Genomic DNA, 25,374 nt, shown 5'->3' with positions numbered 1-25,374 from the left:
TATTCCTTATTGTGATTGTTGTAATTGACGCACGTGGGCGACAACGTCCAGGCAACTGCTACGCCCGGCGTCGACCAGTTCAGCCACGCAGGTGGTCAACTGGCCATGCTCGCGTTTGTCGAGCGCCTCCAGCAGCAAAGAGGCGTTGAGCCCGGAAATAACAGCCACCGGGTAATCGGCGCTCAGCCGCGCCGCCACGTTGGAGGTGGTGCCGCCAATAAAATCGGTCAGGATCAGTGAGCCTTCCGGCATGGTTTTCACTACGGCTTCGACGCGCTGATAAAACTCGCCGAGCGTATCAACGGGCATCAGCGCAATTTCCGTCACGCCTTTGATTTCACCCATCACCATGCGCAGGCTGTTGCAAAGCTGTTGCCCCCAGCCGCCATGGGTCAGCAGCAGGATCTGGGGCAAGGATTCAGTGGTAGTCAAAATGGCCTCCTGGCTCGATTACATAGACATAGGTAAACAGAGCAAAGGCTGTGCCAGAATTTGTGTCACGCGGGGAGGAGAGGAGCGCTGGCGAGGCAGAAAGCCGCGCCAGTAAAGGGATTAGCTATACAGCAGTTCGTAGATATAAAAATATTCCGCGTCCGATAAGCGAATAGCATAGGCCTCTTCGATCGGCAGGAAAGCGGATTTAATGACACTAAACGCGCGATTATCCAGATCCGGTTTGTTCTCCAGCGCCATCTGTAACGGTTTGCGGTTAATCACGATACGCTCGACCATACAGCAGCAGTGGATCAGGAAGCGCAGTGTCACCTGACGACTCGGTTTCAGCGAAAGCGCGGTGGTCAGATGATTCAGCACGCCTTCCATCTCTTTGAGAATACGCTGCGGGTTGAGCACCGAAATATGGTTAATGATGCTCTCCATAGTCAACGCGCTGATAAAGCGCATCGCGCTGCGCTCCATCTCCAGACGGCGTTCGCTGCTGGAGAGATCTGGCGTCAGCAGGCTGAGTACCAGCTCGGGGCCTTGCTCAGAGAACAGCTCCTCGAGCGAGATAAACGGAATATCCGGCAGTCCTGGCTGGAAAGTGCCCACTATTCCCGCCAGGCGTTCACTGGCGTTAATCGCCTGCTGCACGCGCTCCAGGCTGCGAACTTCGTTGTAATCGAGGATCACCATCCGCGTATCCTGCGACATTAACTCACCGAAGCTCTCTTCCAGCACCTTTTTGATTTTTTCTGCCGTTCCCATCCCGGTGATGCAGGAGATAACCAGCACTTTACCGCTGTTTTCCTGCTGCGGAGTACACAGCTGACAGGGAATATTTTTGCTCTGCATCAACGCCGCCAGCTGCGGCAAGTCGCTGGTTTCGTAGCTTAAATCCAGCCCAATCTCCAGCAGGCTGGTGAGCGTGATATTGGGCATTAGCAGTACGTCTATCTGGAATAACTTACTGATCGTGCTGCCAAAATGGACCAGCGAGCCAATATCCACCATCAGGATCAATCGGCGATATTGCCGGGTCTGGATCATCTGCGTCAGGGCTTCCAGCGTGTCGTGCACCGACTGCTCGAAAGGCATATCGATAGCGCTGAACACCTCGCGCTCCAGCACGCGATTCACGTACTGCGCCTGACTTGTGGCGGTCGTCGCACCGTGGGCAATCAAAATCACCCCGCAGTCAGGACTGGCGTCAATCCGTTGGCGGTAATGGCGACACTCTTTGAGGAACAGGCACAGCCAGACCACTTCCGTCGCCGGACATTGAATATGCAGTAGCTCATTGATTTTCCGGCATAGCAGCGTGGCGTTGTCGTATTCATCTTTGCAGCGATCGAGGATCAGGCTGGAAGAATAAAGTTGCGGAATAAGGCCGCGCTGCACATAGCCAATCAGCGCCAGGAAGTGTTTGCGCAGCGGGTTAACCAGATTCTCCGGCAGCGTGAAACCGAGCACCTGTTCAACGCAGCCGATCAACAGCGTGACTCGCTCTTCAATCTGATCGCCATAGCGCGGAGGATGCGCCACGCTGTCGCGGCTGTAGAGACCATATTCAAATATCGAACTGAGCTTGTTTTTGAGGATTGCCAGCGTTTCGGCTGGCGGCACGTTGCTGTTACGCAGGTTGATATATTCGCGGGTCAGGAAGCTGTAGAAGAGATCGCTCTCTTCAATTTCGGCTCCGGTGGCCAGCGAATTTTTCAGCGCAGGCAGCGTGCGGGCATCGATGCTCAGGTGTTCTTTGCCTTCGAACAGCGCTCCAACCAACAGACGTTGTTCCGGCGTGGCGTTAAAGGGGATCTCGGTCAGACGTTTATCCAGCTGTAGCGTGTCGCTGTGCTCGGTCATCCCTGAGGCCCAGGCCTGGGCGCAGAGAAACTGAATGTCGCTCTTAAGCTGACCAATGTTGCCTTCCAGCGGCTTGTTCAACAGCCAGAGCAGCAAGGTACGGTCGATGCTTATCGTACGCTCGATTTTGCGGCTCTCACGCTGTAAGAAGCCAACGATCAGTTCAACCTGCTCTTCCACCGAACGCTGGCGGATGCCGGGGAGATCGATACATACCTGAATACGTCGCTGGAAAGTGCGCAGCAACGCCGAACTTACCGGTTCGGTGGTCGCACATATCAGACGAACCGAGATTGACCGCGCCACGGCGCTGGAACCCAGCGGCCGGTATTCGCCTTTGTCGAGAATAGAAAATAGCTTTTCCTGACCTTCATACGGCAGACGATGCACTTCGTCGAGCAGCAGATAGCCACCGTCGGCTTGCTCGACCAGACCGGGTTTATTTTCATTTGCGCCGGTAAATGCCCCCTGTCGATGACCAAACAGGTGCGAAGAAAGCAACTCCGGGTTATGGGCGTATTCCGCGCAGTTAAAGTAAACCAGCGGCGGCGACGCTCCCACTGCGCGTTCGCAGGCGAAACGATGCATCAGTTCGGCAAAAAAGGTTTTGCCGACGCCGGAGGGACCGGTCAGCAGAACGTGCAGCCCGTGGGGATACAGCACCGCCGCGCGGCCTTTTTCTACCGCGTCGCGCAGGCTGCGATCGTAACCAATCAGGCCAGAAAAGGGATCGTCTGTCGCCTGGTTTTCCTGAACAGGCAACAGGTCGGCAACGGTTTGCACTTCACGCTCGGACTCATCCAGTTTGCGCCCCAGCAGCGTTTCAATCGTCTGACGATGCAGAAAGAATACCGGGCGTCCGCGGCTTTTAATCGCCAGGCCGTCGTTCCAGAGCTGATTGAGATCTTTACTGACCGAGTTGCGCGCCAGTCCGAGGTTAAAGCCGATAGCTTCTGCTGTGAACGCCGTTTCCTGCGCCAGATGAGCAAGATTCAGTCCTCGCGTCAGCCGTTCCAGCTCCCCCAGTATTATCTCAATCCGTCTCATCTCTTTACCGCTTAAGAAATAAATGATTGTTCAGAACATACACTATTCTGCTGCGCAAGAAAGTGAGGCGGCGTCCAGACCTTTCGGTCATCAAAACGTTTTCGACAAATAATGCCGCGCGGAGCCGGTTTCCGGAAAGTTATCGAGGGTCATTTGCAGCTGATAGCCATTTTTCTGATAAAACGGCAGCGCCTGGAAACTCATGGTATCCACCAGCGCATGCAGGCATCCTCTCTCACGCGCTGTCTGCTCGGCAGCCTGCATCAATTTTGTGCCGTAACCGCCTTTGCGCAGCGAATCATGCATCCACAGGAAATCAATACACAGCCATTCGCCTTTGATTTTGCCAATCAGCCCGCCCAGAATTTCATTGCTTTCATCGCGCCAGTACACCGCCAGGTCGCCAAAATTGGTGGTTCTCAGGAACTGGCGGTTGTAGGCGCGCAATCCGGCAAGCAGGGCATTTTGATCGTCTTCAGTAATGGTATCTGTAATCTGTATTTGCATCCTATCCTCCTGAAAAAATACAACTTCTGGCTGATTATTTGTTTAGAAATTAACACAGGCTGATGAGTGAGGCGCATGCCGTCTACACTTACTCTTGAGATGATGCGCATCGACAACAAGGATTATTATCATGAAACGAGCCGCTTTACCGCTTATTGCCATTCTTTTCACGCTGTCGGGTTTAGCGCAGGCCGATTCGGCTTACGGCTCTCTACAGTCCGTTCATGAAAAAAATACTGTATTGAAGGACTTACGCAAGATTTGTACCCCACAGGGATCACCCTCCGATGACGTGTGGGAAAAAACGATTATGTCTGATACACGTAATCAGCAGCATATCCGCGAGGCTATTCTGGCAATACAAAGAAATAACCAGAACAACTACTGGGAAGCACTTGGCAAAGTTGAATGCCCGGATTTATAAACATCTTGTTGTAAAATGAGCACTGTAACCGGTTTCTGTGTCGCAAAAACACGTATTGTTGCCAGAACGTATAAATAGCAATGGAGCAATAACAATGCGATACCGTTTTCCAGAAAACTTCTTGTGGGGCAGTGCCTGCTCGGCACTGCAAACCGAAGGGGATAGCCTGAACGGCGGCAAAAGCCAGACCACGTGGGACGTGTGGTTCGACCGCCAGCCAGGTCGTTTCCATCAGGGGGTTGGTCCGGCGGACACCTCAACGTTTTATCAGCACTGGAAACAGGATATCGCACTGCTCAAACAGTTGAAGCACAACAGCTTCCGTACGTCGCTGAGCTGGTCACGCCTGATCCCGGACGGTACCGGCGATGTTAATCCGGAAGCCGTCGAATTCTATAACAACGTCATCGACGAGCTGCTGGCGCAAGGCATTACGCCATTTATCACCCTGTTCCACTTTGACATGCCAATGGTGATGCAGGAGAAAGGCGGCTGGGAAAACCGTGAGGTGGTTGAGGCGTTTGGCCGCTACGCGCAGACCTGTTTTAACTTATTCGGTAACCGGGTTAAGCACTGGTTCACCTTTAACGAGCCGATTGTCCCGGTGGAAGGCGGCTATCTGTATGACTTCCATTACCCTAACGTGGTGGATTTCAAACGCGCGGCCACCGTGGCGTATCACACTGTACTGGCGCATTCCACAGCGGTACGGGCGTATCGCGCCGGAAACTACGGCGGTGAGATCGGTGTGATCCTAAATCTGACGCCCTCTTATCCACGCTCTCAGCACCCGGCGGATGTGAAAGCCGCGCACCATGCGGATCTGCTGTTTAACCGCAGCTTCCTTGACCCGGTACTAAAAGGGGAATATCCGGCGGATCTGGTCGAATTGCTGAAAGAGTACGATCAGCTACCAACCTGTCAGCCAGGCGACAGTCAGCTCATCGCCGAGGGGAAAATCGACCTGCTCGGTATCAATTATTATCAGCCGCGTCGCGTGAAATGTCGTGATACTGCGGTCAATCCAAATGCGCCGTTTATGCCGGAGTGGCTGTTTGATTATTACGAAATGCCGGGGCGTAAAATGAACCCTTACCGTGGCTGGGAAATTTATGAGCCTGGTATTTACGATATTATTACTAATCTTCGTGATAATTACGGCAACCCGCGCTGCTTTATTTCTGAAAACGGTATGGGTGTGGAAAATGAGCAGCGTTTCGTTGAGCATGACCAGATCAACGACAGCTACCGCATTGAATTTGTTTCTGAGCATCTTAAATGGCTACATAAAGGCATCAGCGAAGGTTGTAATTGTCTTGGCTACCATATGTGGACTTTTATTGATAACTGGTCCTGGCTCAACGGATATAAAAACCGCTACGGTTTTGTTCAGTTAGATTTAGACACGCAAAAACGTACGGTGAAAAAGAGCGGCGAATGGTTTGCCCATACTGCCGAAAACAATGGTTTTAATTAAAAATAACCAGGATGCCGGATAGCGATCCGGCATACCGAGCTTTAGTTTATTACATACCCTTTATGCGAACTTTTGCTGCCACCAGAAGCGCCGTCAGCAGCATCAGACTGCCGGAAAGCATCAGGGGTGACAGCAATCCGAGAGTATCGAGCGCATAGCCTCCCACCGCAGCCCCACAGGTATTGGCAAGCTGGATCACGGCGACCTGCACCGATCCGGCTTTTTCTGCCTGATCGGCAAGCGAGCGCGTGATCCACGTCGACCAGCCGACCGGTACCAGCGCAAACAACAGTCCCCAGATAATCGCAATACCCGCCGCCACCACTTTGTCACTGCCCCACAGAATCAGGACCAGTGCACTGAGCGCCAGCACCAGTGGCGCACCGGCTAACGCCAGTTTGACCGAACGCTTCAAAATCATCGACGAAAGCGACGTACCAACAAAGCTGGCAATACCGAAGCTCAGCAGCACCAGCGTCAGGCCATCAACGTCAAAGCCCGCCAGATTCATATAGATCGGGCGAATATAGGTAAAGAAGGCGAACTGCCCGGCAAAGGACATGAAGATGGCAATCATCCCGGCCATCACCCCCGGTCGCTGCAACAGGCTGAACATGTTTTGTTTCTGATGCGAAGGCTCGCCAGGCAGCGAAGGCAACGCTCTCACCACCCAAATTGTGCACAGAACGCCCATCACCGCCGCCGCATTAAACACATTACGCCAGCCGATAATGCCGCCTAAAAAGCTCCCCAACGGCGCGGCAATCACCAGCGCGATTGAGACTGCGCCAAAAATAACCGACAGCGCTTTCGGTACCGTACGTGCGGGAACCAGACGCATGGTCAGCGACGCCGACATCGCCCAGAAGCCACCAAGCGCCAGACCGAGACAGGCGCGGCCAACGAGCAGCAGCGAAAAAGAATTGGCAAAGGAAACCAGCAGACAGGAAAGCGTCAGCAGCACCGAAAACAGGATCACCACATAGCGACGATCGGTCGCCTGAATAATTTGCGTCACAAACAGGCTGGCGAACATGGCGACAAATGCCGTCACGGTCACCGATTGCCCCGCCACACCTTCAGAAATCCCCAGATCCTGCGCCATCGGCGTTAACAGGCTAACGGGCAGAAACTCAACGGTTATCAGGCAGGCAACACAGAACGCCACGGCAAATACCGCCGACCAGTTAGGTCGGGAATTTGCCTCAGCGCGGGATTTTTGTTCAACAGCTTCACTCATTTTGTTACCTGCGTGGGGTTATTGTAGAAAAGTTACGCAGTGTAACATTAAATTTGTGACGTATTTAACGTTTCAGCAACTCTACCGTTTTGCATTGTCACTTGCGTAGAGGCTCGCACATTCCGAACGTGGCTGATTTTTCCCCTTTTTACAGCTAACTAAATGCATAGTATATCACCAGGTGCTATATTTATGGTTACAGGATGTCAACCCGATGCGAGTGTTCAAAACCAAATGGTTTACCAGGGAAGCGAAATCTCATGCAATTAATGACAATGAATTATGTGAAGCAATAGCCGCCACTCTTCAGGGAAGAGCAGACAATCTCGGCGGAGGAGTTTATAAAAAGCGGCTTAATCAAAATCGCGATCGCGCCATCATCCTTGCGAAAGGCGGAGAGCATTGGTTTTATACGTTCTTGTACGCCAAGCAGAACATAGCAAATATTAACAGTAGCGAGTTAAGCGGCTTTCGTGAACTGGCGAAGCATTATGCAAGCCTCGGTGATATGAAAATAGCAGCACTGATTCAGAGTAAAGAACTGGTAGAGGTCTGTCATGACAGCAAAGAATAAATTCAAAAGCCCTGCCTTTGAAGCCATCCATAGCGCAGCTTCTGGATTATTTAGCGTTGGTGCAATTCCACAGGAAACGATGCGCGATTTTGACAAAGCCAGACTTAGTCACGTGGAAGATCTTCAACCGACTGAGATTAAAGCATTGCGTGAAAAGCTAAATGTAAGCCAACCCGTTTTTGCCCGTTATCTGAACACCAGCGTATCGACAGTGCAAAAATGGGAGAGCGGAGCTAAACGACCTGGTGGGATGTCATTAAAACTACTCAGCATCGTGCAAAAACATGGCCTGGACGTTCTGATGTAATTAGCCACTGCCAGATAGCGACACGTTTTGTCGACCTGAGAACCGTAACGCCATCAGGCATGACTATCAATGCAACCAATGCACACCATCTTCGGGCTGGAAAAAGGCGTTATAGCGCATTTGAAACGCATTAAGCTCCTGCATATCCGGCTCCATTTCGCGCAAAAAACCGAGCGCCAGACGCACCTGCGCATCGGTAATCGGCGCGGCCAGCCGAGCTTTTTGCAGCCAACGGTGCCACTGCAGCAGATTCGGCTCACTGCCGTCGACAATCACTATTTGCCAGATCAACAGCACCTGGGCCGCATTTTGCAGATGTGATTCATCAGGGCGGTGGAGGTACTGTAAAAAAGCCTCACCCTGTACTTTTCCCATCTGATCGATCATCGATTCTACTGGCACGACATCAATGTTCAGTCGCTCGCTCAGACGGCGAATTGCCCGCCGCGACCCGGACGTTAGCACCCGAAATCCCACCACAAAAACAACCACCAGGGTGGCCAACATTATCCAAATCATGCGCACATCCATTACCAGACAGGATGTCCATCATAGCGGCAAATTTATCGCTGTCGATGGATGAACGCCACGGCATAAAAAAGCCCGCCATTAAGGCGGGCAAAAGTTACCAATGCACACTTAACTTAAGCGACTTTCAGTTGTTGAATCTTTTTCTCGCGGCGAATTTTACGTTCTTCAAACACGGCCACGATGGCCATCAGACAGATACAACCGATGGCGGCGGTGTCCAGCGCGGCGAAGGTTCCTGCCCAGCCGGTGAGGCCGAAAATCGGCGTGCCGTCGGCAATCATCCCCAGACCAAGCTTGGCGAAGCTGTCACCAATCAGATAAGCAAAGGTACCTTTAATCCCATCGGCTGCGCCGATCGCTTTTTTCGGTACAAATCCGACTGCCGCAACGCCGATTAACAACTGCGGACCAAATACCAGGAAGCCCAGTGCAAACAGCGAAGCCAGATAAACGTACTGGTTGCTGGCGTGCTGATAAACGCCCAGGGTGGCGATAATCAACGCCAGCGCCACGCAGGCCACCAGCGCACGGCGACCATTCGCCAGGTCAGAGAGCCAACCCCACAGCAGCGTGCCGACCAGCGCGCCCACTTCAAACAGGGTAAAGCCCTGAATCGCCACTTCTTTGGAGAGCTTTAGCTCCTGGAAGGCGTAGACAGTGGACCACTGGTCAATACCGATACGCACCACGTACAGGAAGATGTTCGAGAAACATAACAGCCAGATCACTTTGTTTTTCAGCACGTACTCAACAAAGATCTGCCATTTCGTCATCTCGTTTTCTTCGGTCTCTTTGTCTTCTTCGCTGATCTCCTCACCGAACAACTCTTCAGCTTTACCAAGACCATAAGATTCCGGGGAGTCACTGCCGTAGCGCAGGCCGATAAAACCAACAATCAGCGCGATAATCGACGGGAAGATAAACATCCCGATGACGTGACCGTCGAACAGATAGTTAGCGCCAAACAGCGCCACGCCTGCCGCACCCGCACCGCCGAGGTTGTGGGAGATGTTCCACATACCGAGGTAAGAACCCCGCTTGCGACGCGGCGTCCATTTGGTGATGGTGGAATAGCTACACGAGCCGCCGGTACTCTGGAAGAAACCACTCAGCGCATAGAAGGCGATCATCAGAAACAGGCTGGTTGAACCCGCGCCCATGCTGGCGCTGAAGCCGAGCATACAGATGGCAGAGAGGATCAGCATAAACGGCAGGAACTGCTTGGTGTTTTTGCCGTCCGCGTAGTAGGAAACCAGCGTTTTTCCCACGCCGTAGGTGATGGAGAAGCCCAGGCCAATCATCCCCAGTTGCGTCATGCTCAGCCCGTAGGTGGAGATCATGTCGTTCTGCGCGATGTTGAAGTTTTTGCGGATCAGGTACATGGTCAGGTAGCCGATAAAGACCACCAGATAGGACTGCATGAACGGTTTGAACCACATTTTGCGCCGCACATCGAGCGGCAGATCCAGGGTCGGCTTGCGCACCTGGTTGAGAAAGGCCAGCATTTGACACTCCCGAGCTAATTTTTATACCTGCGAATAGCAGGCATTGTAAAAATTAGCCGGGAGACGTGCCTGAGACAGCGTCCAGGTGAAACCGGGAAAATTTCTTAGTTTTGCCCCACTCAGGGCAAAAAGGTGAGGTGCATCACGCTTCGTTGAGATCGCGCGGAGCCTGGGCGTTTAAAAACGGCAGCAGCAGCAGCGCGGAAATCCCCGCCGCAATGGCGATCACCACAAAAAACCCGGTCCAGTGCCAGACCTCCATCACCTTCGCCAGGGGCCAGCCGGAGAGCGATGCCCCCAGATAGGCAAACAGCCCAACAAAACCGGTTGCTGCACCTGCCGCCTCTTTGTGCGAACACTCCGCTGCCGCCATGCCGATCAGCATCTGCGGGCCGAAGACGAAGAATCCGGTGGTGAAAAAGCACGCTGCCTGCATCACGTAGCTGGCGAACGGCATCAGCCACAGCGAACCAACGGAGAGCAAAATTCCGGCGGCAAAAATAAGGTTCATTGGACCGCGGTTGCCGTTAAACAGCTTGTCCGAGCCCCACCCCGCCACCAGCGCACCGACAAATCCACCCAGTTCGAACATGGTCACGGCGGTATTGGCAGTCACCAGATCCACACCGAGCGTCTCCGACATGTACAGATTGCCCCAGTCGTTGATCGCGGCGCGGACCACGTACACCAGCACATAACACAGTGACAGCAGCCAGATATAAGGATTCAGCAGCACATAGCGGGTGAGGATCTCTTTGCGGCTCAGCCCTGCACCTTCCTGCTGCTGAGCAATTTCTAGCTCATCATGCCGCCAGTCGCCAATCGGCGGCAGACCAATCGCCTGCGGTCTGTCGCGCAGCCGCCAGCAGAGGAAAACCCCCACCACAATCGCCAGCAGCCCAGCGATCATCATCCCGGCGCGCCAGCCGTAGTGCAGCGCTGTCGCCGCCATCACGATAGGGATCAGCGCCCCGCCGACGTTGTGCGCGGTATTCCACAGCGCCCACCAGCCACCGCGCTCGGTACGCGAATACCACGCGGTCAATAAACGCGCGCAGACCGGCGACCCCCAGCCCTGGAAAAAGGCGTTCAGCGCCCACAGCACCGCAAAGGCCCACAGTGAGGTAGAGAATCCAAACAAAATGTTCACCACGCCGGTGGCGATCAGCCCGATGCCCATAAAATAGCGGGCGTTGGAGCGGTCGCTGACGATACCGGAAACAAACTTCGACAGGCCGTAGGTGATGTAAAACAGCGTCGCCAGTAGCCCAATATCGCTGCGGGTCAGCACGCCGCTGGTGAGGATATCCGGTACGGCGGCATTGAAGCTTTTGCGTGTGAAATAGAACAGCGCGTAGCCGAGCCAAATGGTGGTCAGGATATGCCGCCGCCAATAGCGATAGCGGGCATCCACTTCCTGCTTGTCGGTGATGAGCGGCGCATTGGCCGGGGCTTTTAAAAACGCAAACATGGCCGCTCCTTACACATAACGTTGAGGCAGTGACACGCTGACCCGCGTGCCGTGCGTACAGGAAATCGACAGCGATCCTCCGAGGGCGCTAATCCGTTCACGCATCCCGGTGAGGCCAAATCCATGCTGATTCGACCCCGGCGGCAGGCCGCTGCCGTCGTCCTCAATCACCAGCATCAGCCGTTCATCCTGTTGCCAGCCCTGAAGCGTCACCGCGCTGGCGTTGGCGTGCTTAACGATGTTGTTCAGTCCTTCCTGACAGACGCGAAACAGCGTCACCCGCTGGCTTTCGCTGAGTGCAGATTCGTCAATTCGCCAGTCCAGATGGCTGACGATGCCGCGGCTTTCCAGCTCCATTTCGCGCATCAATGAGCGGATGGCCTGTTCCAGCGTGAGATCGTCCAACTGGCGTGGTCGCAGGCGGCCTAACAGGCGACGCACCGAATCGTACACGCCGAGAGAAAGTTGTTCGATGTGTGCCCCGCTACGCTTCACCCCTGCGTTTTCCGGCGCCAGGCGCTGGACAATACCCGCCTGGGTACGAATGGCGGTGATGGTCTGGCCGATATCATCATGCAGTTCGCGCGCCACGTCCCGGCGCACGCTCTCTTCGGTCTCCAGCAGGCGTTCAGCCAGACGATGGTTGCGCGCTAATTCGTTTTGCAGCGACTGGTTAAGCTCACGCAGACGCTGAATGCCCGCGCCGAGCAGCAGCCCGGTCAGGCTTTGCACCAGCAGCGAGAGCAACAGGTCGACGGGATGATCGTGCCAGGTCTGGCTGGCAATCAGCGCGATGGCGTTCATCAGCGTCGCAATCAGCGCCCCCTGCCAGCCGTAGTGCCAGGCCAGCGCAATGATCGGCAACGCGAGGCAAAACGGTGTGAAGCGCGAAAGCTCGGCGGGTAAACCGAGCTGTAGCCACAGGCTGACGCTAAACAGCAGCAGGTACCAGACCAGATGCCGCCCGCGCCAGTTCACCGGCTGCGACACCACCGCAGGGCCCAGCGGCAGCCAGGTGGTGCTGGTCAGATAGTGCCAGAACACCAGGCAGATCGGCGCCAGCGTTAATCCGCCGGTGAGCGTCAGCAGCAACGCGTTCCATGCCTCTTCACCCTGCCCAAGCCAGGGCAGCGATTGCAGCAATGCCGCCGCCGTAAGCGCCGCGCCCTGCAACAGCAGCGTACGCCAGTCACGCTGATGGCGGTATCGCGATATCAGCATCACCGGGAGTAACGTGAGGAAGCTGCCGATCATCAAAAGTGGCAAATGGGCCAGCACCACTTCCTGTACCAACCAGAAAAGAAGCAGCCATTCCGCGCCCAACAACACCGGCCAGTAGCCACGTGGACATTGCAGCATCAGCCCCAGACGCAGGCCAAACGGAAACAGCAGTACTGCCAGCTCCGGGCGCTCAACCAGATGCAGGCTGATGCTCCACAGGCAAAACCACGCGGCAGAGAAGATAAAGAAGCAGGCAACAACGGTGATTAACCGGGAACAGAGCGTGTTCATTGCCAGCCGTCAAACATCCGGCGGGCCAGTTCGACGTCGTTGCTGACGCCCAGCTTTTCCATCAGGTTGGCGCGATGCACGTGCACCGTTTTCGGCGACAGACCCAGTTCAGCAGCAATCTCTTTGACCGCCATACCTTGTGCCAGTTTTTCCGCCACCTGACGTTCGCGTTTGGTGAGCGGATCCTGGCGACCAGCCGCCAGTTTGACGGCGATGTCCGGCGTCAGGTAACAGCCGCCGGTCGCAACGGTATGCACCGCTGCGATCAGCTCATCCGGGCTACAGCGTTTAGAAAGGAAACCACGCGCGCCCGCGTTGAGCGCCTGCTCCACCAGCGCCGGGCTGTCGTGGACGGAGAGCATGATAATCGCCATTCCTTTTGGCAACTGGCTTAACAGTTCAAGACCGGAGATATCTGGCATCGAGATATCACAGATACAGACCTGCACGCCGCGCCCCGGTAATCCCGCCAGCGCCTCACTGCCTGAGCCAAACTCAGCCACCACCTGCAAATCAGGTTCCAGCCCCAGCAGTTGGGCAAAGCCGGAGCGGACGATAAGGTGGTCGTCAATAAGGGCAACGGTAATCATGGATTCATCCTGGCGCTAAGACATGCCTGATGGCGCTGCGCTTATCAGGCCTACGGGCGGGTGCCGTTGTAGGCCGGATAAGGCATTAATACCGCCATCCAGCAAAAGCGCTTACCTTAACGATAAGCGCGTTGCTGTTCAAGCCTTGAGCGATCATGCTATGCCCGTTGTGACGGTAAATGTGCGGGTGTGTTTCGGTTCTATCTGAATCAACGTCCCGTTTCGCTCCGCTGCCAGGAAGCCTTCGGGGCGACAAGTCGCGGGTAGGGCGAAGGCTGCCACCTGCTGATCGCCGTTATAGAGGACCCAACGGGTGACATAATTCAGCTCCGCGCTGGAGAAACGCGTCACGAACGTGGTGCCATCAGGTGCGATCATGCTAAATTCAGGCTTATCTGTGTATCTATCCAGTTGGTCAGCGAAGAAAACGATTTCCGGATCGTAAAAATCGGGTTCATTAAGGCGCATCAGCGAAGTCTCACCCTGAATAATCCGCTGATTAAACGCCAGCCACTGCTCGGTAGGCTTAACATGTGCGGGTACCGATTCACGCAGCGTTATGGCTTCATCCGGGATATTCTGGCTGAAGGTCGCTTCCGGGACGTAGGCATAGTTCATATGGCACATGTACTGCAAAGGCATTGCCACTGAAGCGAGGTTAGTGACCGACATCTGAATATCAAACAGCGCGCTCGCCTTGCGCATGACCACCGCAGGATACGCCTGATAATGATGACCGAACCCCATCACATACTCGTAGCGTCCGCTCACGCGCAAATTCTCGCCTTCCAGCTCCAGCCAGGCCTCATCCATCGCAGCACAGGCCATTTCACCATGCAGCGGGTGAGAATCTTCCGGCGACGGGCAGCCATTAGCCAATAGCCCCGAGTGGAAAGCAAAGCAGCCGTAGGTCGCGACCACTTCTGCAGCCGGTTTTGGCTGACTGAACATGTTGCGCATGGTCAGATCATGCCCGTCAAACTGCGCATCCCAGATCATCTGCCCCATCCAGGGCAGAATAACCAGATGTCCACGACTGTTTTCTATCTTCAGACCTTCCACACCGCTGGCATAACGAAACGCGGTAACCATGAAATCGCTATTTTTCAGTAAGATTCGCGGATGCTCTGCAAAGAGTTCCCGCCACAGCGTGATACGTGTTGTCATGATCGTTCTCCTCAGGAAACCGTCGCTTCAGCCAGATTGTTGCGTACTTTGCTTTCACGCCAGAAGTAGATACCGACGTACACGAAGCACAGCATGGAGACCAGGAACGAAAGTTGCAGCGAGTGGAACATATCAGCCACATAGCCCTGAATTGCCGGAACTACCGCAGCACCGACAATCGCCATGACAATGACAGCTCCCGCCATTTCAGTATGCTCGTTATCCACAGTATCCAGCGTACCGGCGTAGATTGTCGCCCAGCAGGGTCCAAACAGGACGCTCACCAGCACGGCGACGTACACGGCACTGAAGCTTGGCGCCAGCGCAACATAGACGAGGAACAGCGCGCCAATAATGGAGTATAGGATCAGCACTTTTTCCGGATTGAAGCGCGTCATCAATATGTTGGCGATAAACTTGCCGATAAAGAAGCAGGCAAAGCTATAGACCATGAAGGTTGAGGCGTCACGCTCGTTAATATCACCTAATTCCAGCGCCAGACGGATGGTGAATGACCATACCGCGACCTGCATCCCCACGTACAGGAACTGCGCCACAATTCCACGACGGAAACGGGCATTGCTGGCCAGATAACGCAGCGTGTCCATCGCTGACGGACGCTTATGACTCGCCGTTTGCGCGACTTTGCAGGTCGGGAAGCGTGTCAGCAGGAACAACACCATCACCACAACCAGTACCATAATCATGTACTTGTAAGGCTCAAGGGTATTTTCCAGCATCAACACTTTAAAGTTGTGGATCTGTTCCGCGTTCATCCCAGCCATCTGTTTTTCCAGACTCTCGCCTTCAGAGAAGACCAGATATTTGCCCAGCAGAATACCGGCAGCTGCGCCAATGGGGTAAAAGGTCTGGCTGATGTTCAGGCGTAAAGTGGCATACGCTTTTGGGCCAATCATGGAGCTGTAGGTATTAGCTGCCGTTTCCAGGAAGCTCAGGCCAATCGCAATCGCAAAAATTGCCGCGAGGAACATGGTGTAAGTGGCCATGTGCGATGCCGGGAAAAAGAGCGTACAGCCAACAATATAAAGCGTCAGTCCCATTAAGATGGCGATTTTATAGCTGGTCTTTTTAATCACCAATGATGCTGGAATCGCAATTAAAAAATAACCGCCATAAAAGGCACTCTGCACTAATGCCGAAGCAAAGTTGCTGAGTGAAAATACGCTTTTGAATTGCGTAATCAGAATATCATTTAATGCGGCTGCGCATCCCCATAATGGGAATAAACAGGATAACAAAATAAACTGGAACAGAGGCGTCTTATTCAGATAGCCGTCGGGCATCTGAATGATGTTTTTATCGTTCATAGTGCTACCTTTTACAATGCAGGAGTATTATTCGTTTAAGGTAAGAAACTCATTAAATTGTTCGATGCTTGGATAAGATGATTGAGTGCCTTTCCCGGTAACGCTAAATGCAGCGAAGAGAACGGCTTTTTTCATGGCGGCTTCGACATCACCGCTTTGAACGTAATAATGGGCAAAACAACCGATGAAAGCGTCGCCTGCGCCACTGGTATCGACAGCGTTCACTTTAAACGCCGGAACATGGACTTCCTGGTCACGCGTCATCCACAACGCACCTTTCTCACCCATGGTGACGATAATATTGTTCAGACCTTTATCAACCAGAGAACGTGCCGCTGCGCGAATATGGTCATAAGTATCCACTGGCATACCGGTTAATATTTCCAGCTCGGTTTCGTTCGGCACAAAAAAATCACATTTACAGGCATAAGACATATCTAATTCCCGTAATGCAGGGGCGGGATTTAGTAACACTTCAATACCGTGTTTTTTGCCAAATTCAATCGCGTGATAAACGGTTTCCAGCTGCACTTCCAGTTGCAGGACAATAAGCTGACATTTTTTCAGATCTTCCGCCGCACGATCGATATCTTCCGGGGAGAGAAATTTGTTCGCTCCTTTAATAATCAGAATACTGTTGCTGGAGTTCGCATTAACAAAGATCGGTGCGACACCGCTGCTGGTGCAGGGTACCTTTTCGACATAGGTGGTATTAATCCCCCAGGATTCGAGATTGCGAATAGTGTTATCCGCAAAAATATCATCACCGACTTTTGTCAGCATCAGTACTTTGGAATTGAGCTTAGCAGCCGCAACGGCCTGATTTGCGCCTTTGCCCCCGCAGCCAATTTTGAACGCCGGCGCTTCCAGCGTTTCCCCTTCTTTGGGCATCTGGTTGATGTAGGTGATGAGATCCACCATGTTGGAGCCAATAACCGCGATATCCATTTTACTACCTCTCAGAAACAATCACACTACAATGATATTAAAATAACATTATCATGTTACTTTCGTATCATTTGTGACTAGGATCGCGATTGGAAGATCATTTTATTGTTTATTTATTACGCTAAATGTTGCGCCCCCATCACACTACAAATAATGAAGTTGCTTACAATTGACTGAAAGTTAATGGATATAATCAATAAAACGTGAAAAAACACGCTTTTATTTCCGAATAGTCAGACGTATAGTAATGCGGCAATGCCATGTTCTCAGAAACACAAAAATGTTACTGAAGGAACATGGGAACATGATTCGTGGAGAAGCACATGGAAACTAAGCAAAAAGAACGTATTCGACGTCTGATGGAATTGTTGAAGAAGACCGACCGAATCCATCTGAAAGAGGCGGCACGAATGCTGGAAGTTTCCGTGATGACTATTCGTCGGGATCTCAGTCAGGATGACGAGCCGTTACCGCTTACGCTGCTCGGTGGTTACATTGTGATGGTGAACAAGCCCGCCGCCATCGTTAATGCCCCAGTGCCTGCGCAAAAACAGTATCACCGCGACGATTTACCGGTTGCCATTCTGGCCGCGGGACTGGTAAGTGAAAATGATCTGGTCTTTTTTGATAATGGTGCGGAAATGCCGTTGGTGGTCAGCATGATCCCGGATGATATTTCCTTTACCGGAATTTGCTACTCGCACCGGGTATTCGTGGCGCTAAATGAAAAACCCAACGCCACGGTGATTCTTTGCGGAGGCACCTATCGGGCGAAAAGTGACGCCTTTTACGATACCAGCACCCCCTCTCCGCTGGATGCGCTCAACCCACGAAAAGTATTCATCTCCGCCAGCGGCGTCCATGAGCATTTCGGCGTTAGCTGGTTCAATCCGGACGATCTAGCCACAAAACGCAAAGCAATGGAACGCGGATTACGCAAAATTCTGCTGACGCGCCACGCCCTGTTCGATGAGGTCGCCCCCGCCAGCATTGGTCCACTCTCCACCTTTGACGTACTGATAAGCGACCGTCCGTTACCGGCAGATTACGCAACCCACTGCCGGAACGGCTCTGTCAAAGTGATCACCCCGGATTCAGACGGCGACTAACTCACTCAAAGAACACGGTGATTTTGTTAAACATCGACGGATCGGACTGATTGCGGGCCACTTTCACCACATCTTCAAGCTTGTCGATCTGGCTTATCATCTGCTCAAGACGTTGATCGTCGTTGACCAGTAGCCAGATGCGGCTCTTATCGCTGTCCTGAATCGGTAGACAGAGGATGCCTTCTACGTTGAACGCACGACGGGCGAACAGGCCGCAAACGTGAGTCATTACGCCCGGATGGTTACGTACGGTGAGTTCCAGGATTACGTTGTCATGAGTCTGCTGTTGCATGGCTTATTCCCCCACCATTTCTGTGTTTGCCGCACCCGGCGGCACCATCGGGTACACTTTTTCTTCGGCATCGATGCGCACGTGGATCAGCGCAGGTCCAGGGCGATTAATAATCTCCTGCAACGCTGCCTGTGGGTCCGCTTCGTTATTCAGATCGCAGGTTTCGAGACCAAACCCGGCAGCTATCTGCATAAAGTTAATCATCCCCGGATAGGTCGCGGCAAAAACACCCTGCTTATAGAACAGACTCTGCTGTTGATATACAAGACCTAACGCTTCGTTATTCATCAGAATGATTTTAATATCCAGCTGATTTTCGCTGGCGGTGGCCATTTCCTGAATATTCATCATCAGGCTGCCATCGCCGGAGAAGCACAGCACTTTTTTGTCTGGGTTAGCCAGGGCCGCACCAATCGCCGCAGGCAGGCCAAAGCCCATGGTGCCCAGGCCGCCGGAGGTCAGCCACTGGCGTGGACGATTCAGCGGGTAAGCCTGTGCCGCCCACATCTGATGCTGGCCTACGTCGGTGGTGATAATGGCGCTGTCGTCTACGCAGGCAGCCACGGCGTTGATCAATCCATAGTGGCTGAGCGGATTTTTTTCCTGGGGGATCGTGCACGGAAATTCTTGCTGCAGGTCAGACACCAGTTGATGCCACTCTTCACGCGGCTGCGCTTCAATCTGCGGGAGCAATTGTGCCAGAACCTCATCGACATCTGCCTGGATCGCCACATGCGGCTGTTTGATTTTACCCAGCTCCGCGCGGTCAATATCCACGTGGATGATTTTGGCATTCGGGCAGAACTGTTCGGTTTTACCAATCGCCCGGTCATCAAAACGTGCGCCCAGAACAATCAGTAAATCCGCTTCTTGCAGAATAAAGTTGGTGCTGCGTGCGCCATGCATGCCCAGCATGCCTAACGACAGCGGATGCGCTTTTGGCAGCATACCGAGCGCCATCAAGGTCATGGTGGTAGGCAGTTTTGCTTTTTCGGCCAGCTCACGAACACGTTCCGGCGCGTTAATTACGCCGCCGCCGAGGTACAGCACCGGGCGTTTGGCGGCGTTAATCATAGCTGCAGCATCGCGAATGCTGTCCTGGCTGAACGCTGGTGCCGCCATTTTCTGCGCGGGCTCCGGCATCTCTTCAATGTCAAAAACAGCGGTTTGAATATCCTTAGGAATGTCTATCCACACCGGGCCTGGACGTCCGGACTGCGCAATGCGGAACGCATCGCTCATGACCTGCGGTAATTCACTGATATGGCGGACCAGATAGTTATGCTTAGTGATGGGGATAGAGATGCCGTAGGTGTCGACTTCCTGGAAAGCGTCGGTGCCGATCATTGAGGCCGGAACCTGCCCGGTGATACACACCAGCGGGATGGAATCCAGACGCGCATCGGCAATGGCGGTTACCAGGTTGGTTGCGCCCGGTCCGCTACAGGCCATACAGACAGCGGGTTTGCCATCGGTTCTCGCCATTCCCTGCGCGATAAACCCCGCGCCCTGCTCGTGGCGCGCCAGGATATGACGGATTTGTGTGCTTTGGCTTAAAGCGTCATAGACGGGAAGAATCGAGCCACCTGGAATACCGGTGACGACCTGAATCCCCTGACGTTCCAGGAAATGAACGATGAATTCTGCGCCCGTAAAACGCGTACGCTTGGATGTTATGCCCGAAATTGCCATGCTCCAGTCCTTTTATTCTGGGCCTTTGCTCTGGGCAGGTCTCTGAAACGAAAAACCCCGCCCGGTTTGCGCCGGCGGGGTTTTGGAATCGTGTGTTGATTCGGACCCTACGGCGCATTGCCGACGACCACGACCACCACCACACGCACGACGAACGCTGCGCGAGATGGCGCAGTTTTTAGTAGGGTCGCAGTCAGCATGGAAGGGTTCATTAGGGACCTGTCTGTTTGTTGATTAACTGGATTTATACAAACACAGGTTTTTCAGCGTGACAATGGAAAAATTTTCATCTGCACAAAAATGCTTCAACGATCACATTTCATTGTATGTCGTGCAAAAACAAAAAACCCCGCCGGAGCGAGGTTTTTTCAGCGTTGTGCGGTTGGTAGCCGCCGAACACACTGTGTTATGTCAACGAAAAAAGTATACGCGTTCTACGAAGAACACGCAATTTCGGCACGAATTTTGATGTTTTTGAGTATGGAACATGAATAGCGTAACGTCCATAAAATACTGTTAATTTATACAGTATTTATCTATAATGTCTCGGTACGCAATGTGTTATGCGGGGGCCGCATCGTAAACCGGCGCATCAAAGTCCTGGCTGAAACGGGTGGTGCCGTCAGCGCCTTAACCCCCGCGTGAGCACACTGTGTTATGTCAACAAAGGTGCTGGCAACAGGCAGCGGCGAGGTACGTCAGCACCGTGCTCCTTGTACCAAAAGGAGAGCGTATGAGCCTCGTGGATATCGCTATTCTTATCCTCAAACTCATTGTTGCAGCACTGCAACTCCTTGATGCCGTTCTGAAATACATTAAGTAATTCAGATTCAAGTCGCACCTAAGGGGGGCGGATAACACTCCGCTCCCCTTTCACCTTCTCCCTGGTGCTTGTATCGCGTCAATATGTTACGTTTTTATGACATCCTCAGGGAAGAATTACGCCATGACGCTTTCTGTTTTCTGCATTTTGCTGTTCGCCGCACTGCTGCATGCCAGCTGGAATGCCATCGTAAAAGCGGGAAACGACAAGCTGTACTCGGCGATCAGCGTCAGCGGAACCGCTGCGATTATGGCGCTGATTTGTTTACCCTTTGCGCCGCAACCCTCTGCCGCCAGCCTGCCGTTTTTAGCTGTCTCAACCGCATTACAGGTGGTCTATACCGTCCTGGTCGCTAAAACCTATCAGGTTTCGGATATGAGCCAGACCTATCCTCTGATGCGCGGCACAGCGCCACTGCTGGTCGCGATTATCAGCGTCCTGTTTCTTGGTGATAGCCTCTCGCTACTCGCCTGGGTGGGGATTGCCACCATCTGTCTGGCTATTCTCGGGATGGCATTTAACGGACGCAGCGGTTCGCAACGCGGGATTATCCTGGCGCTCATTAACGCCTGCTTTATCGCCGGTTATACGCTGGTTGATGGCACCGGCGTACGTTTATCAGAAACCGCGCTGGGTTATACGCTGTGGACCTTCTTTCTGAACGGCTCCTGCCTGCTGGGCTGGGCGATGATCGCCAGACGCCGGGAAGCGTCGCGCTATCTTGTACAGCAGTGGAAGAAAGGTATTCTTGGTGGCATTGGCACAATGGGTTCTTACGGCCTGGCGCTGTGGGCCATGACCCAGGCTCCGTTGGCGGTAGTCGCGGCGCTGCGTGAAACCTCTATCCTGTTTGGCGCGCTGCTCGCGTGGCTGCTACTGAAAGAGACGGTTGCCGGAATACGTCTTGTCGCGGCTGCAGGTATTGCCGTAGGCGCAGTTTTACTACGCTTATCATGATCGCGTTGTAAACCCGATGCAATCCGGCAACATTTGTTGCCGCTTTTTGTTTACATTTCCTGCCGTCTATCACATAAACATTCCAGCCCACTATCTGGCCTTCTTTTTCTGTTGTGGTAGATTCCACGCGCATTTACGGGAAAGTGCAGCACCTTATTCTTCTTTTTTCTCTTTTTTAAAAGTAATCAGCGAAATGAAAAGGCATAGAAGCGTCAATTTGTTGTTGATGTTGGTATTACTGGTGGCGGTAGGTCAGATGGCGCAAACCATTTATATCCCCGCGATTGCTGATATGGCGCGTGAACTGAACGTTCGCGAAGGGGCGGTGCAAAGCGTAATGGCCGCCTATCTGTTGACCTATGGTCTATCACAACTGGTTTATGGTCCCCTTTCAGACCGCGTTGGCCGCCGCCCGGTTATCCTCGCCGGGATGTCTATTTTTATGCTGGCCACGCTGGTCGCGATTACCACGCATAGCCTGACGGTACTGATTATCGCCAGTGCCATCCAGGGGATGGGAACGGGCGTCGGCGGTGTGATGGCGCGAACGTTACCGCGCGATCTGTACGAAGGCACGCAGCTGCGCCACGCCAATAGTCTGTTAAACATGGGGATTCTGGTCAGTCCGCTGTTAGCTCCGCTGATTGGCGGTGTGCTGGATACAGTGTGGAACTGGCGCGCCTGCTATATTTTTCTGTTGATTCTGTGTGCGGGCGTGACGTTTAGCATGGCACGCTGGATGCCGGAAACGCGCCCTGCAGGTGCGCCGCGTCCACAGCTGATCGCCAGCTACAAAACCCTGTTTGGTAATAGCGCTTTCACCTGTTACGTGCTGATGTTGATCGGTGGTCTGGCGGGTGTTGCGGTCTTTGAGGCCTGCTCCGGAGTATTATTGGGCGCACGTCTCGGTCTAAGCAGCATGGTGGTCAGTATCCTGTTTATCCTGCCCATCCCGGCGGCGTTTTTCGGCGCATGGTTCGCCGGTCGCCCGAATAAACGTTTCTCGACGCTAATGTGGCAGTCGGTGACCTGCTGTCTGGTAGCGGGTTTAATGATGTGGATCCCAGGGCTGTTTGACGTGATGAACGTCTGGACGCTGCTGGTTCCTGCCGCACTATTTTTCTTCGGCGCCGGAATGTTGTTTCCGCTGGCAACCAGCGGTGCAATGGAGCCTTTCCCGTTCCTGGCAGGCACTGCTGGCGCGCTGGTTGGGGGATTACAGAACATTGGTTCCGGCGTGCTGGCGTGGTTCTCTGCCATGCTGCCGCAGACCGGGCAAGCCAGTCTGGGCCTGCTGATGACCCTTATGGGGCTGTTGATTTTTGTTTGCTGGCTTCCGCTGGCGTCACGCGTGTCGCATCAGGGACAGGCGGTTTAAGCGTATGATGGCCCGGCTTATCGCCGGGCTTTTCGCATTCTGGCGCGATAATCGTCGTCAGTAACGGCTCCAGCGCCGGACGCCAGGCCCCCTCCTCACCATCATAGAACTGCGTATCCGCATTGATAGCATAGGGAATTTTCGCTTTTTTCAGCTCGCACGCCATAAAGCGGGCAAACGCCATTTGCGAGGCAGAAGGCGCGTTTCTGATGGTTTCTCCCGGCGACCAGCCCCCTACCCAACTGACATGCCCGGTTTTCTGCTGCCAATGAATGGCGGTATTGATACGGGCGCGAATGGCGGCCTTTTCTGCCGCAGTTCCTGAGGTCCACGGATATTTGCCGTTATTTTTCAGCGGTCCCCACGGAAAAATATGCCATTGGGCCAGCACCGTATTCTGACTTTGCTGCGGTAGCTTTAGGTTGGCCAAATCTTCCGGAGCGGCATGTAGTTTCGGCGCGATAAAAATCATTCGCTGTGGATCGATGGCATGGATGGTTCGAATGGCTTTGTCATACACGCGATTGAGCGACGCCTGATTATGGTTGAGCTTATCAGAGGGGTCGTAGATCAGGTCGAACCCCAGCAACGGCGAGCGTTGACCAAAGTAATGCGCCACCGCCACCCACCAGTTAACCACCTCTTTTTCGTTCCCGGCGCTGGGGTCTTTTTTATATTCGTCTGCCTGATAGGCAATGATCGGGATCACGCCATACTGCTCGCAGGCTTCCACCAGCTTGCGCAGATGAATCAGCCGCGCCTCCGTAGGCTCTCCCGCTACGCGAATGCGTACGTGGGCCAATCCTTTCGCCTTGTAGTCCCGCACTACCAGCGGATCGAATTCACGGATACCCCGATCGGTGCGCGCCCAATCTACGTCCATCCCAACGCCAAGCTGCTGCGCATACTGCGCCGCCGTCAGCGCAGGTTGCGCGGCACACACGGTGGCGCTGGCCAACAGTAAAAGGGAAACAATCGGCTTTAACACGGTCGTCCTTACGCAAATCATCAGGAGTGATATCACGTATTTAGCACGCTTTTTCACTTTCCGTGTAGAGAGAAAGCGTAAAAAATATTCGCGGTCCGCTTATTTAACCTGTTCCTGAAGCCAGCTAATAAACGCCTCGATTTTCGGCCACTGCCTGCCGGGCAGCGTGGTGATGTAGTAATGCTGATGGCATTTCAACGCCATATCGCCAAAAGGCGCGACCAGTTCTCCGCTGTCGAGACGTTTTTGCACCAGCCGCTTTCGGCCCATCGCCACGCCGATATGGTTCATGGCGGCAATTACCGCTAAATCAGAACGATCGAAACCAATCCCCGATGATGTCGGCAAATTCGCCGTAAAATGCTGCGCCCAGCTGTGCCATTCATCGGTTCCTGAGTCGTTACTCCATGCCTGTCTGTCGTGCAGCAAGGTGCAGTGCGGCAAATTCACTAACGAACCGGTAAGGTCATGGCGGCGAGCGAAGTCCGGGCTGCATACCGGCAGGATCTCTTCATCCATCAGGAAGTGGTGCGTAAGCTGCGCGGAAGGCGCATCGTCAAAATAGATAGCCAGATCGACCCCGGCACGCTGCAGATTGACGTTGTCGTTGCCGGTCAGGATGGTCAGTGAAATTGACGGGTAGCGACGGGTAAAGTCACCGAGCGCCGGAACCAGCCAGCACTGGGCGATAGAAGGTCGAGAGTAGACGGTGAGCGTCCCGGACAACTCCTGATTTTTAATATCGAGGATTTCCTGATTCAGCGTATCCAGCGACGATTTCAGCGCCCAGAATACCCGCTTACCCTCGTGGGTGAGTTCCACTTTACGGTGCGAACGGACAAACAGCTGAATGCCCAGTTCATCTTCCAGTTGATTAATGCGATGGCTGACGGCGCTGGGGCTTAACGACAGCTCATCTGCCGCCAGCGCAAACGACTGATGCCGGGCCGCCACTTCAAAAGTATACAGCTTTGACAGCTGCCAGCCATTGAGCAGCCGGTTTCTGACCTCGCGTAGGGGATCCAAACTCACCTCCAGTCCTCCTGATTCATTCGCCGGAGTGTAAAAAACTTCGCTGCAAAAATCAGCATAAAGATGAATCAAGGTGAACCATATCGCATAAACATAGCGTAATTAGACGTAAATCACTCACTTGATGCAATCTGCCTCATGTGAAAGGAGATTTATATCGTTTGTCAGACG

The 25,374-nt window shown here is 53.5% G+C and carries 25 protein-coding genes; 8 read left to right on the top strand and 17 right to left on the bottom strand.

Annotation, left to right across the window (positions count from 1 at the left end):
* Positions 1–6: 6 nt before the first annotated feature.
* The 3 genes from OGV74_RS01630 to OGV74_RS01620 all read right to left on the bottom strand — a co-directional run bounded on the left by OGV74_RS01630 (position 7) and on the right by OGV74_RS01620 (position 3,858).
* Positions 7–432, bottom strand: a complete 426-nt coding sequence (locus tag OGV74_RS01630) for a PTS sugar transporter subunit IIA (RefSeq protein WP_003023957.1) — start codon at positions 430–432, stop codon at positions 7–9.
* 120 nt (positions 433–552) lie between these two features.
* On the bottom strand, positions 553–3,351 hold the full coding sequence (gene dagR, locus OGV74_RS01625) for a transcriptional regulator DagR (RefSeq protein WP_086504694.1): 2,799 nt from the start codon (positions 3,349–3,351) through the stop codon (positions 553–555).
* A 90-nt stretch (positions 3,352–3,441) separates the two neighbouring features.
* On the bottom strand, positions 3,442–3,858 hold the full coding sequence (locus OGV74_RS01620) for a GNAT family N-acetyltransferase (RefSeq protein WP_003023951.1): 417 nt from the start codon (positions 3,856–3,858) through the stop codon (positions 3,442–3,444).
* A 130-nt stretch (positions 3,859–3,988) separates the two neighbouring features.
* Here OGV74_RS01620 and OGV74_RS01615 point away from each other — a divergent pair, with 130 nt between their 5' ends.
* Positions 3,989–4,282 carry a YicS family protein gene (locus OGV74_RS01615; RefSeq protein WP_008323809.1) on the top strand — a complete coding sequence of 98 codons (294 nt, stop codon included), beginning with the start codon at positions 3,989–3,991 and terminating at the stop codon, positions 4,280–4,282.
* A gap of 94 nt (positions 4,283–4,376) precedes the next feature.
* Positions 4,377–5,759 (top strand): 6-phospho-beta-glucosidase GmuD, encoded by a 1,383-nt coding sequence (gene gmuD, locus OGV74_RS01610; RefSeq protein WP_286520180.1) that lies wholly within the window; start codon positions 4,377–4,379, stop codon positions 5,757–5,759.
* Between the two features lie 49 nt (positions 5,760–5,808).
* Here gmuD and nepI read toward each other — a convergent pair whose 3' ends face one another.
* A complete protein-coding gene (gene nepI / locus OGV74_RS01605; protein ID WP_032937137.1) occupies positions 5,809–6,999 on the bottom strand; it encodes a purine ribonucleoside efflux pump NepI in 1,191 nt (396 codons plus the stop codon).
* Between the two features lie 214 nt (positions 7,000–7,213).
* Between nepI and OGV74_RS01600 the strand changes: the two genes are divergently transcribed.
* Together OGV74_RS01600 and OGV74_RS01595 are read left to right on the top strand one after the other, a co-directional pair.
* Positions 7,214–7,573 (top strand): type II toxin-antitoxin system RelE/ParE family toxin, encoded by a 360-nt coding sequence (locus OGV74_RS01600; RefSeq protein ID WP_032937135.1) that lies wholly within the window; start codon positions 7,214–7,216, stop codon positions 7,571–7,573.
* Positions 7,557–7,880, top strand: a complete 324-nt coding sequence (locus OGV74_RS01595) for a helix-turn-helix domain-containing protein (RefSeq protein WP_086504695.1) — start codon at positions 7,557–7,559, stop codon at positions 7,878–7,880. Before OGV74_RS01600 ends, OGV74_RS01595 begins: the two co-directional genes overlap by 17 nt.
* A gap of 66 nt (positions 7,881–7,946) precedes the next feature.
* Here OGV74_RS01595 and OGV74_RS01590 read toward each other — a convergent pair whose 3' ends face one another.
* From OGV74_RS01590 to rbsK, 8 genes are all read right to left on the bottom strand, one after another.
* Entirely contained in the window at positions 7,947–8,399 is a 453-nt protein-coding gene (locus tag OGV74_RS01590) for a DUF1198 family protein (RefSeq protein ID WP_003023933.1), read from the bottom strand.
* A 125-nt stretch (positions 8,400–8,524) separates the two neighbouring features.
* Entirely contained in the window at positions 8,525–9,916 is a 1,392-nt protein-coding gene (gene uhpT, locus OGV74_RS01585) for a hexose-6-phosphate:phosphate antiporter UhpT (RefSeq protein ID WP_003023929.1), read from the bottom strand.
* Positions 9,917–10,058: 142 nt separating this feature from the next.
* Positions 10,059–11,387: an MFS transporter gene (locus OGV74_RS01580; protein ID WP_003023927.1), complete on the bottom strand. Its 1,329-nt coding sequence runs from the start codon at positions 11,385–11,387 to the stop codon at positions 10,059–10,061.
* Positions 11,388–11,396: 9 nt separating this feature from the next.
* Positions 11,397–12,899, bottom strand: a complete 1,503-nt coding sequence (gene uhpB, locus OGV74_RS01575) for a signal transduction histidine-protein kinase/phosphatase UhpB (protein ID WP_086504696.1) — start codon at positions 12,897–12,899, stop codon at positions 11,397–11,399.
* Positions 12,896–13,489, bottom strand: coding sequence for a response regulator transcription factor UhpA (gene uhpA, locus OGV74_RS01570; protein WP_003023923.1), 594 nt, complete (start codon positions 13,487–13,489; stop codon positions 12,896–12,898). Before uhpA ends, uhpB begins: the two co-directional genes overlap by 4 nt.
* Before the next feature lie 153 nt (positions 13,490–13,642).
* Positions 13,643–14,656, bottom strand: coding sequence for an aldose 1-epimerase family protein (locus tag OGV74_RS01565; protein WP_071687106.1), 1,014 nt, complete (start codon positions 14,654–14,656; stop codon positions 13,643–13,645).
* Between the two features lie 11 nt (positions 14,657–14,667).
* Positions 14,668–15,984 (bottom strand): L-fucose:H+ symporter permease, encoded by a 1,317-nt coding sequence (gene fucP / locus OGV74_RS01560; protein WP_003023919.1) that lies wholly within the window; start codon positions 15,982–15,984, stop codon positions 14,668–14,670.
* A 27-nt stretch (positions 15,985–16,011) separates the two neighbouring features.
* The gene (gene rbsK, locus OGV74_RS01555; protein ID WP_003844463.1) at positions 16,012–16,932 is read right to left on the bottom strand and encodes a ribokinase; all 921 of its coding nucleotides are present in this window, start codon (positions 16,930–16,932) and stop codon (positions 16,012–16,014) included.
* 323 nt (positions 16,933–17,255) lie between these two features.
* Here rbsK and OGV74_RS01550 point away from each other — a divergent pair, with 323 nt between their 5' ends.
* Positions 17,256–18,041: a DeoR family transcriptional regulator gene (locus OGV74_RS01550; protein ID WP_003023916.1), complete on the top strand. Its 786-nt coding sequence runs from the start codon at positions 17,256–17,258 to the stop codon at positions 18,039–18,041.
* 1 nt (position 18,042) lies between these two features.
* Here the strand turns inward: OGV74_RS01550 and ilvN are convergent, their stop codons facing one another.
* The 3 genes from ilvN to ivbL all read right to left on the bottom strand — a co-directional run bounded on the left by ilvN (position 18,043) and on the right by ivbL (position 20,237).
* Positions 18,043–18,333, bottom strand: a complete 291-nt coding sequence (ilvN, locus tag OGV74_RS01545) for an acetolactate synthase small subunit (protein ID WP_003023914.1) — start codon at positions 18,331–18,333, stop codon at positions 18,043–18,045.
* Between the two features lie 3 nt (positions 18,334–18,336).
* Positions 18,337–20,025, bottom strand: a complete 1,689-nt coding sequence (gene ilvB, locus OGV74_RS01540; RefSeq protein WP_003023911.1) for an acetolactate synthase large subunit — start codon at positions 20,023–20,025, stop codon at positions 18,337–18,339.
* 107 nt (positions 20,026–20,132) lie between these two features.
* A complete protein-coding gene (ivbL, locus tag OGV74_RS01535) occupies positions 20,133–20,237 on the bottom strand; it encodes an ilvB operon leader peptide IvbL (RefSeq protein ID WP_286520175.1) in 105 nt (34 codons plus the stop codon).
* 521 nt (positions 20,238–20,758) lie between these two features.
* Between ivbL and tisB the strand changes: the two genes are divergently transcribed.
* The 3 genes from tisB (at position 20,759) to emrD (ending at position 23,183) form a co-directional block, all read left to right on the top strand.
* Complete coding sequence (tisB, locus tag OGV74_RS01530) at positions 20,759–20,848, top strand: type I toxin-antitoxin system toxin TisB (protein ID WP_003840643.1); 90 nt, start codon at positions 20,759–20,761, stop codon at positions 20,846–20,848.
* Positions 20,849–20,971: 123 nt separating this feature from the next.
* Positions 20,972–21,805 carry an EamA family transporter gene (locus OGV74_RS01525; RefSeq protein ID WP_071687108.1) on the top strand — a complete coding sequence of 278 codons (834 nt, stop codon included), beginning with the start codon at positions 20,972–20,974 and terminating at the stop codon, positions 21,803–21,805.
* 193 nt (positions 21,806–21,998) lie between these two features.
* Positions 21,999–23,183 carry a multidrug efflux MFS transporter EmrD gene (gene emrD / locus OGV74_RS01520; protein ID WP_044714253.1) on the top strand — a complete coding sequence of 395 codons (1,185 nt, stop codon included), beginning with the start codon at positions 21,999–22,001 and terminating at the stop codon, positions 23,181–23,183.
* Here the strand turns inward: emrD and OGV74_RS01515 are convergent.
* Together OGV74_RS01515 and dsdC are read right to left on the bottom strand one after the other, a co-directional pair.
* Positions 23,110–24,192, bottom strand: coding sequence for a cellulase family glycosylhydrolase (locus OGV74_RS01515; protein ID WP_086504979.1), 1,083 nt, complete (start codon positions 24,190–24,192; stop codon positions 23,110–23,112). The genes emrD and OGV74_RS01515 overlap by 74 nt on opposite strands.
* Before the next feature lie 78 nt (positions 24,193–24,270).
* On the bottom strand, positions 24,271–25,197 hold the full coding sequence (dsdC, locus tag OGV74_RS01510; protein ID WP_048218936.1) for a DNA-binding transcriptional regulator DsdC: 927 nt from the start codon (positions 25,195–25,197) through the stop codon (positions 24,271–24,273).
* Between the last annotated feature and the right edge of the window lie 177 nt (positions 25,198–25,374).

Source organism: Citrobacter sp. Cf116 (assembly GCF_030336505.1).
GTDB lineage: Bacteria > Pseudomonadota > Gammaproteobacteria > Enterobacterales > Enterobacteriaceae > Citrobacter > Citrobacter freundii.
The sequence above is the reverse complement of the archived record's forward strand: the minus strand, read 5'-3'. Positions and strand labels throughout refer to the sequence as shown.